This window comes from Streptomyces sp. SID14478, from assembly GCF_010548525.1.
GTDB lineage: Bacteria > Actinomycetota > Actinomycetes > Streptomycetales > Streptomycetaceae > Streptomyces.
Genome location: NZ_JAAGMG010000107.1, coordinates 1 through 8,385 on the forward strand (window position 1 = coordinate 1; position 8,385 = coordinate 8,385).

The 8,385-nt window shown below is 70.4% G+C and carries 7 protein-coding genes and 1 pseudogene; 2 read left to right on the top strand and 6 right to left on the bottom strand.

The window, feature by feature from the left end:
* Together G3I40_RS04400 and G3I40_RS04405 are read right to left on the bottom strand one after the other, a co-directional pair.
* Positions 1 to 201, bottom strand: a pseudogene (locus tag G3I40_RS04400) (hypothetical protein); the annotation flags it as partial.
* Positions 202 to 344: 143 nt separating this feature from the next.
* Positions 345 to 830, bottom strand: a complete 486-nt coding sequence (locus G3I40_RS04405) for a DUF6153 family protein (RefSeq protein ID WP_164300830.1) — start codon at positions 828 to 830, stop codon at positions 345 to 347.
* A 70-nt stretch (positions 831 to 900) separates the two neighbouring features.
* On the opposite strand from G3I40_RS04405, the gene G3I40_RS04410 reads away from it, so the two are divergent.
* Positions 901 to 2,355, top strand: coding sequence for an APC family permease (locus G3I40_RS04410; RefSeq protein WP_164300831.1), 1,455 nt, complete (start codon positions 901 to 903; stop codon positions 2,353 to 2,355).
* On the opposite strand, the gene G3I40_RS04415 is transcribed toward G3I40_RS04410, so the two are convergent.
* From G3I40_RS04415 to G3I40_RS04430, 4 genes are all read right to left on the bottom strand, one after another.
* Positions 2,345 to 3,391 carry a LacI family DNA-binding transcriptional regulator gene (locus G3I40_RS04415; RefSeq protein WP_164300832.1) on the bottom strand — a complete coding sequence of 349 codons (1,047 nt, stop codon included), beginning with the start codon at positions 3,389 to 3,391 and terminating at the stop codon, positions 2,345 to 2,347. The genes G3I40_RS04410 and G3I40_RS04415 overlap by 11 nt on opposite strands.
* An 89-nt stretch (positions 3,392 to 3,480) precedes the next feature.
* Positions 3,481 to 5,130 (bottom strand): extracellular solute-binding protein, encoded by a 1,650-nt coding sequence (locus tag G3I40_RS04420; RefSeq protein WP_239091531.1) that lies wholly within the window; start codon positions 5,128 to 5,130, stop codon positions 3,481 to 3,483.
* A gap of 58 nt (positions 5,131 to 5,188) precedes the next feature.
* A complete protein-coding gene (locus G3I40_RS04425; protein WP_164300835.1) occupies positions 5,189 to 6,052 on the bottom strand; it encodes a carbohydrate ABC transporter permease in 864 nt (287 codons plus the stop codon).
* Positions 6,053 to 6,087: 35 nt separating this feature from the next.
* Complete coding sequence (locus G3I40_RS04430) at positions 6,088 to 6,942, bottom strand: ABC transporter permease subunit (RefSeq protein WP_164300833.1); 855 nt, start codon at positions 6,940 to 6,942, stop codon at positions 6,088 to 6,090.
* Between the two features lie 401 nt (positions 6,943 to 7,343).
* On the opposite strand from G3I40_RS04430, the gene G3I40_RS04435 reads away from it, so the two are divergent.
* A complete protein-coding gene (locus tag G3I40_RS04435; protein ID WP_164300836.1) occupies positions 7,344 to 8,315 on the top strand; it encodes a hydroxyacid dehydrogenase in 972 nt (323 codons plus the stop codon).
* The last annotated feature ends 70 nt before the right edge of the window (positions 8,316 to 8,385 follow it).

Genomic DNA, 8,385 nt, shown 5'->3' on the forward strand with positions numbered 1-8,385 from the left:
GGCAGCGACCGCCTCGCCCGCCGGGTCGACGTACCCCGCGGGCGCGGCGCCGCCCGCGCCATGAGCGCCGTGCCCGGAGCCGGAGTCAGGGCCGGAGCCGGGCCCGGAGTCCGAGCAGGCGGTCAGAACTCCCGTGCCGGCGACGGCGAGCGAGGCGCCGAGCAGAGTGCGGCGCGTGGGGGAAGGTGGGGTGTGACGCATGACTGAGTTGCACCTCGATGTCGGTGTCGTGCTGCGTGCAGTGGCGAACTCATCCGCCGCTTCTGATACACCGCTCGACCCGATCGGGTTCCCGTTCACTCCCGATCGCGTTCCGGGCAGCGCGAAGCAGCCGGTGTGCAGGCCTAGATGCGCAGCACCGACAACCGGGACAACCTCGCTCTCGGCGGGGGCGGATGGGGGCGCCGGGCGCACACCATGCCGCGCGGCACCGGACCCGGCGCGGCCGTGTCCAGGAGCGGCCGCAGCAGCGCCGCCGTCAGCAACAGCAGCAGCGTGAACGAACCGAGCACCGCCAGACACACGCCCAGCGGATCCATGCCGCCGTCACCGGGGGAGCCAGGGGAGGGGTGCTCGTCCCCGACGACCTGGCCGACGAGGTGGCTGCCGGCCTGGCCGACGACCTGGCCGACGAAGTGGCCGGCCTGACCGACGATCCGGCCGTCGAGCCCGGCGGGCGCCGCGTGCGCGGTCATGCCGCCGTGCTGCGCCGAGTGCTCCATGGCGTGCCCGGTCGGATGCCCCAACGTGTGCATCCCCACGATCCCGAAGAGCAGCGCCACGAACAGCAGCAGCTGCCCGCGGCCCGTGCGGCCCCTCGACGTCGTCATGCGCCGCACCTTACCCCCACCCGGTATGGGACGACGTGCGGCCTTACCCTGCTGCGCCGATCATGACGCCATGACGACTACGGACGAACCAGGACGGAACGCGGCACCTGTCGACGACGGGAACCGCCGCCAGTTCATCTCCTGGGTGACGCTCGGTCTGATGACGACCGCCTCCGTGGCGAGCCTGCGGCCCTCGCCCACGATGGCGATCTACGGCCTCGCCGCGATCTTCCTGTACCTACTGCCGGCCCTCGTCTTCCTGCTGCCCACCGCCCTCGTCGGCGCCGAACTGGCCTCCGGCTGGACGGGCGGCATCTACCGCTGGGTCAGCGAGGCACTCGGCAAGCCGCTCGGATTCGTCGCCGTGTGGTGCCAGTTCGCCATGACCATCGCGTACTACCCGAGCCTGCTCGCCTATGTGGCGTCCACCTTCGCGTACGTCATCCACCCGAGCCTCGCCGAGAACGGCCTGTACGTGGCCATCTGCATCGTCGTCATCTACTGGACGGGGGTGTGGGTCAGCTCGCGCGGCACCAGGACCGTCGCCGGTCTGTCCTCGCTCGGGCTCGTCATCGGCACGCTCGTCCCGGGCGTCGTGCTCGTCGTCCTCGGCATCGTCTTCCTCGGCCAGGGCAACGCGTCGGCCGCCCCGATGAGCGCGCACCACTGGCTGCCGCCGTGGACCGGACTGGCCAGCCTCGTCCTGATCGTCAACAACTTCCTCTCCTACGCGGGCATGGAGATGAACGGCGTCCACGTGTCGTCCCTGCGCAACCCGCGCGGCGAGTACCCGCGCTCGGTGTTCCTCGCCACCGGCCTGGTCCTGCTGATCTTCATCCTCCCGGCGCTCGCCATCAGCTGGGTCATGCCGTCGAAGGAACTCAGCCTGACCGCCGGTCTGATGCAGGCCTTCCAGGCGTTCTTCGACCACTTCCACGTCGGATGGATGACGAAGATCGTCGGCGTCATGCTGGTCTGCGCGGCGCTCGGCGGCATGCTCACCTGGCTCGCCGGCCCCGCCAAGGGCCTCGTCACGCTCTCCCGTCAGGAGGGCTATCTGCCGCCCTTCCTGCAAAAGCTCAACAAGCACGGCGTACCGCAGAACGTGATGATCGCGCAGGGCGTGCTGACCACGCTCATCGGCGTCCTGTACGCGTTCAGCGACGACGTCTCCAGCCAGTACTGGATGTTCTCCGTCATCACGATCCAGATCTATCTGGTCGCCTACTTGCTGATGTTCCTCGCCGTGGTGCGGCTGCGGCGGACGCAGCCCCACGTGCCGCGCGGGTTCGTGGTCCCGGCCGTCACGGTCGTCGCGGGCGTCGGCTTCGTCGCCTCGGTGCTCGCGCTCGTCATCGGGTTCGTACCGCCGGACCAGTACGACACCGGGCCCCTGTGGCGCTATCTGCTCATCGTCGGCGGTGGCCTGCTGCTCCTCGGCATCGCGGCCCCGGCAGCCTTCCTCAAGTACCGCAAGCCGAGCTGGATCCACCCCGACCACCGCGGCGAGGTGCCTACGGCGTGAGCCGGCGGACGCTGTCGCGGATCACTATGTGGGTGCCGAGGAGCTGGCGCTGCTGCCCGGTGCGGCCCGTCCCGCCGAGGGCCAGCCGGACCGCGGTGCGGCCCAGTTCCTCGCCGGGGATGTGCACCGTGGTCAGGGCCGGGGTCATGTCGGCGGCCACCGGGTCGTCGTTGTAACCGACCACCGAGATGTCGTCCGGAACGCGCAGCCCGTACTCCCCGAGCGCCTTGACCGCGGCGGCCGCCACCCGGTCGTCGCCCGCGAACACCGCCGTGAAGTCCGGCCGCCCCTCGCACGTGTCGAGCAGGTCGCGGATCGCCTCGTCCCCGTTGATCTGGCCGAAGCCGATGCCGTGCAGCAGCGCGTCGGAGGCCGGGACGCCGTGGTCGGCCAGGGCCCGCAGATAGCCGCGGACCCGGTCCTCGCCGGTCGTGTTGCCCGGCTGGTAGCCGATCAGCGCGATCCTGCGGTGGCCCGCGCCCAGCAGATGGCTGGTGATCGCGTGGGCGCCCGCCTCGTTGTCGTACTCGACGACGACCGCGGGCACGTCCGGCGCGGGCGCGGGTCTGCCGCACAGCACCAGCCGCGAACCGGCGGCCGCGAGCGACTGCGCGTACTGGGCCATCCGCTCCCGGTACGCGGCGTCCTCGACGACCCCGCCGACCAGCACGACCGCCTCGGCGGCCTGCTCGCGCATCATCTGCACCAGTGCCAGTTCCCGGGCCGGGTCCGCGCCGGTCGACGCGACGAGCGTGAGCCGGTCCTGCTGCGCGGCCTCCTTCTCGACGCCCTGCGCGACGGCCGCGTAGAAGGAACTCACCACGTCCAGCATCAGCACCGCGATGGTCTTGCGTCCCGCGCCCGCGAGCGCGCGGGCGTGCGCGTTGGCGACGTAGTCCAGGTCCTTGGCCGCGCGCAGCACCTTCGCGCGCGAGCCGGCCGACGTCGGGTAGTTGCCCGCCAGGACCCGCGACACGGTCGCCACCGAGACGCCCGCGCGCGCCGCCACGTCGCGGATGGTCGCCCGCTCGCCCACTGTGCATCTCCTCGGTCCGCCGGTGCGGGGCCGCTGCCGTGCCGGCCCCGCACCATCATCGCCTGCGTCGTCGCCGTCGGTCAGCCCGGTCAGTGGGCCGCCGCGTACTCCTCGCCGAATTCGTCCAGGGCCTTCCTGCCGCCCTGGGCGAGCCACTTCTTGTAGATGCCGTCCCAGTCGGAGACCTTCTTGCGGCCGGTCACGACCGCGGTGACGCCGTCGTTGATGATCTGGTCGAGGGTGGCGCCCTGCCGGTTGAAGGTGTCGGACTGCAGGCCCCACCGGTCGTTGGGCACCATCATCGGCACGACCTTCTGCTGCCAGGCGTGCACCCGCTTGGTGAGGTCGGCGAAGCCCGGGTAGTACAGCGGCTGCGGGGCGTCCGAGACCTTGACCAGCGGCAGGTTGTCCTTGGACTCGAGGATGCCGAGCTCCGTCGCGATCGGGTTGTTGTCCTTGTCGCGCTTGAAGTGCGTGCCCTCGATGCCGTAGTGCAGCAGCTCGAACTCCTGCGAACCGAACGGCGAGGCCAGCCAGTCCAGGACGCGCAGCAGCAGCTTGATGCGGTCCTTGGAGGCCTTCTTCAGGGCCGTGTAGCCGAAGATGCCGCGGCTCTGCTGGTACTGCTGCCGCCCCCCGCCGACGACGTAGGGCTGCGCGACGTCCAGGGTGTACGCGCCCTTGATGCCCTGCGCGTTGGAGATCGTCGCGCCGAAGCCGTCGGTCATCGACAGGGCGGTGCCGTTGTAGAACTGGTTCTTCAGGTCGACCTGGGAGACCGACGTGGCCTCCGGGTAGTACGCGCCGGACGCGCGCAGCTTCGCCATGTACTCCAGGGCCGACTTGAACTCGTCGGTGCCCGCGAAGTACTCGGCCTGGGACCCCTTGATGCGCCACTCGTTGGGAGTGCCGTGCCAGATGGCGTGCGTCTTGTAACCGAAGTAGCTGGTCGTGGAGGCGCCAAGGCCCCATGTGCGGTGTCCCGTCGCGGACTTGGCCGCCTTCGCGAAGTCCGCCGCCGACATGCCCTGCTCGAACCCGGCCTTCGCGAAGGCCTCCTGGTTGAGGAAGAGGGTGTCCTGCGGCTTGGGCCGCTCCACCGGGATCCCGTAGATCCGCCCGGCTATCCGGCCCATGCCGTCCCAGGCGTACGTCGGGATGGCCGCGAGGTGCGGATAGTCCTTCGCGGCGTCGCCCGACAGGTACTCGGTCAGGTCGGCGCACCGCGACTTCACGAACTGGGCCTCGCGCGGCAGCGTGTAGCCGCCGCCGATCGCGATGATGTCGGGCAGGTCGTCCCCGGCCATGAGCGTGGCCATCTTCGTACGGAAGTCGGCGTCGGGCACCACCGTGAACTCGATCTCGACGCCGAGCGCCTTGTTCAGGGCGGCCCAGTACTTGTTCTGCGAGGCCGGCTTGGGCGGCGTGCCGTACGTGATGGAGATGATCCGGATCTTCTCCTTGCCGGTGCCGGGCTTCTCGGCGACGGCCTTGACCAGCTTCTCCGGGTACCTGAGGAAGCCGGCCTGGACCCCGTCGGCGGTGGGCGCGAGGTCGGGGGCCGGGCCCTCGGCCGCGGCGTACGTCGGCCAGGGCGCCGCCTTCGTGCCCTTGTTGCCGACGGAGGCGCCCCCGCCGCTCTCGGTCGAGCACCCGGTGAGCAGGGACGGCACGGCGAGCGCGGTGCCGCCGACGGCGATGGAGCGCAGCAGGGTGCGGCGCGACATGTTCGCGGACATGGTGAAGGACCCTTCGGCTAAAGGAAGTGCGGGCGAAGCGCGGGAGGTGGGGAGCGGCTCAGCTCTTGATGGCGCCGGTGAGCACGCCCTTGGTGAAGTACTTCTGCAGGAAGGGGTAGACGAGCAGGATCGGCACGACGGCGATCACCAGGACGGCCATCTGCGTCGTCTGCGGCGCCGAGACCATGCCGGCCTCGCTCAGCCCCGTGTCGGCGATCTGCGCGCCGCCGATGACGTACGTGCGCAGGACCTGGGAGAGCGGCCAGTGGTCGGATTCCAGGTAGATCGAGGCGGTGAACCACGCGTTCCAGTAGCTGACCGCGTAGAACAGGCCGACCACGGCGAGCGCGGCCTTGGACAGCGGCAGCGCGATCCGCCAGAACGTCGCCCAGTCACCGGCCCCGTCCAGCCGCGCGGCCTCGTACAGCTCCTCGGGGATGCCCTGGAAGAAGCCGCGCAGCACCACGAGGTTGAAGACGTTGATGAGGACCGGGGCGATCAACGCCGCGTACATGTTCTGCATCCCCATCCCCTTCACCAGCAGGAACGCGGGGATCATGCCGGGCGGGAAGAGGAACGTGAACAGGACCAGCAGCAGTACCGGCTTGCCGCCGAACACGCCGGGGCGGCTGAGCGCGTAGGCGAGGAACGCGGTGCACGCGAGGGAGAGCAGCGTGCCGACGAGGGTGATGCCGACGCTCACCCCGAGCGCCTTCGTCACGATGCCGCCGCTGAGGATGTTCTCGTACGCGCGCAGCGTCGGGTCGGTCGGCCACAGCACCCAGCCGCCGCCCGCGACCACTTCCTTGTTGGAGGCCAGGGACGTGGAGACGATCACCAGGAACGGTACGAGGACCAGGCACAGCAGCACGAGGACGGCCAGGCCCTTGGCGGCCTTGGTGACGGGCCTGGGCCGCTCCATCCAGGCCGGACGGACGGGGGCGGTTGACCTGCTGCTCACTTGTAGACCCCTTGCTCGCCGAGCTTGTGCGCGATGCGGTTGGCGACGAACACGAGGACCGCGCCGACCAGGCCCTTGAAGAGCCCGGCCGCGGTGGCGTAGCCGATGTCGCCGCCGATGATGCCCTGCCAGAACACGAAGGTGTCGAGGACCTCGCCGACCTCCGGGCCCACCGACTGCCGCTGCAGCAGCATCTGTTCGAAGCCGACGGAGAGGATGTCGCCGAGCCGCATGATCAGCAGCAGCACGACGATCGGGCGGATCGAGGGCAGCGTGACGTGCCAGAAACGGCGCCAGGGCCCGGCCCCGTCGATCGCGGCGGCCTCGTACTGCTGCTCGTCGACCTGCATCAGGGCGGCCAGGAAGATGATGGTGCCCCAGCCTGCGTCCTTCCAGATCACCTCGGCGACGACCAGCGGCCGGTACGCGTCCGGATTGCCGATCACGTCGACGGTGTGCAGGCCCGCGTCGCCGAGGAGGCTGTTCAACAGGCCCGTGTCGGACAGGACTTGCTGGAACAGGGCGACGACGATCACCCACGACAGGAAGTGCGGCAGGTAGACCACCGATTGCACGAAGCGGCGCAGCAGGTCGGACGTCAGGCTGTGCAGCAGCAGTGCGATGGCCAGCGGCACCGGGAAGTAGAACGCCAGCTGAAGCACCGCGATGTAGAAGGTGTTCCACGTCGCGTGCCAGAAGTCCGGGTCGCCGAACATGCGGCTGAAGTTGCCGAGGCCCAGCCAGGGGCTGCCCCACAGTCCGGCGAAGGGGTCGTACTCCTTGAACGCCACGACGTTGCCGAGGAAGGCGCCGTAGTGGAAGACCAGGAAGTAGGCGACGCCCGGGACCATGAGCAGCAGGAGCGTCCGGCTGCTGCGAAACCGTTTCCACTTCGTATCACGCTTGATTATGCGGGCAGTTGACCCGTTTTGCGGCTCGCCAGGGGGGTCCACCACCCCGGTCTCGGGCCTTTCCTTCGCCACCGTGGGCACGGGAACCCCTCCGTCGTTGGAACAAGGTGTGCCGGAATCTAAAACGGTTACTACGAACGGTCAACCCCCTTGGCTTCGCGATGTCTTGACCCTGGGCGCCTCGGGTGCCTAGCCTCCTGAGGCACTGAAGTAACCGGTTACAGTGATTCTGACTAATCTGCAGTTCTGCAGTTCTGCAGTTCTGCAGTTCTGCAGTTCTGCAGTTCTGCGACGAGGGGTGGAACCGAGTGACGGCACAGCGACCGACCGCGGCACTGGCCATGGGTGCCCAGGTGGTGGAGCGGGTCTTCCCGCCCGACCTGCGGGAACGGCTCGGCCGCAGCACCCGGTTGGCGCCGACGCCGCTGACCGGGGAGCTCGGCGGGCCGGGCGTCGCGGAGGTGCTGGCCGCCACGGAGATCCTGGTCACCGGGTGGGACTGCCCGCCGCTCACGGCCCGCGTCCTGGACGGGGCGCCGAAGCTGCGGGCCGTGGTGCACGCCGCGGGATCGGTGCGCCCGATCGTCACGGACGCCGTGTGGGAGCGCGGGCTGCTCGTCTCCTCGGCCGCCGACGCCAATGCCGGGCCCGTCGTGGCCTTCACGCTCGCCGCGGTCACCTTCGCGGCGAAGGGGGCGCTGGCCACCGCCGCTGGGTACGAGGCGGCGTGGCCCGGGTTCACGCAGCGGGTCGGCGCGGACGCGCGGGTCGTCGGCATCATCGGGGCGTCCCGCATCGGCCGCCGGGTCGTCGAGGCGCTGCGGGCCGACTCCGCGGGCTACCGGGTGCTGTTGTGCGACCCGTACGTCGACCAGGCCGAGGCGGAGCGGCTCGGCGTGGAGCGGGTCGGCCTCGCCGAGCTGTGCCGGCGCAGCGGCATCGTGAGCGTGCACGCGCCCCAACTGCCGGAGACACGCGGCATGTTGAGCGCGCGGATGCTGGCGCTGATCCCGGACGGCGGGGTGGTGATCAATACGGCCCGGGGGGCCCTGGTAGACACGGAGGCGCTGGCCGCCGAGTGCGGGACCGGGCGGCTCTCGGCGTACCTGGACGTCACGCACCCGGAGCCGCTACCCGCCGGCCACCCGCTGTTGTCCCTGCCGAACGTACTGGTGACCCCGCACATCGCCGGGGCGCAGGGCAGCGAGGTGCGGCGGCTGGGGGAGTACGCGGTGGAGGAGGTCGAGCGGCTCGTCCGGGGGGCGCGGCTGCGGGGCGGGACGGGGCAGGGGGACATGGCGCGGGTCGCCTGAGCGGAGGCGCGTCCTCGTCCACCGGGCGGCGAACGCGTGGGCGGGCGCCGCCCGGTGGGGGTCGTGCCAC

Coding starts and splice junctions, on each gene's coding strand:
- G3I40_RS04430 (WP_164300833.1), bottom strand. CDS start 6,942: ATGGTCCCGGGCGTCGCCTACTTCCTGGTCTTCCACTACGGCGCCTTC.
- G3I40_RS04405 (WP_164300830.1), bottom strand. CDS start 830: ATGACGACGTCGAGGGGCCGCACGGGCCGCGGGCAGCTGCTGCTGTTC.
- G3I40_RS04420 (WP_239091531.1), bottom strand. CDS start 5,130: ATGTCCGCGAACATGTCGCGCCGCACCCTGCTGCGCTCCATCGCCGTC.
- G3I40_RS04410 (WP_164300831.1), top strand. CDS start 901: ATGACGACTACGGACGAACCAGGACGGAACGCGGCACCTGTCGACGAC.
- G3I40_RS04435 (WP_164300836.1), top strand. CDS start 7,344: ATGGGTGCCCAGGTGGTGGAGCGGGTCTTCCCGCCCGACCTGCGGGAA.
- G3I40_RS04425 (WP_164300835.1), bottom strand. CDS start 6,052: ATGGAGCGGCCCAGGCCCGTCACCAAGGCCGCCAAGGGCCTGGCCGTC.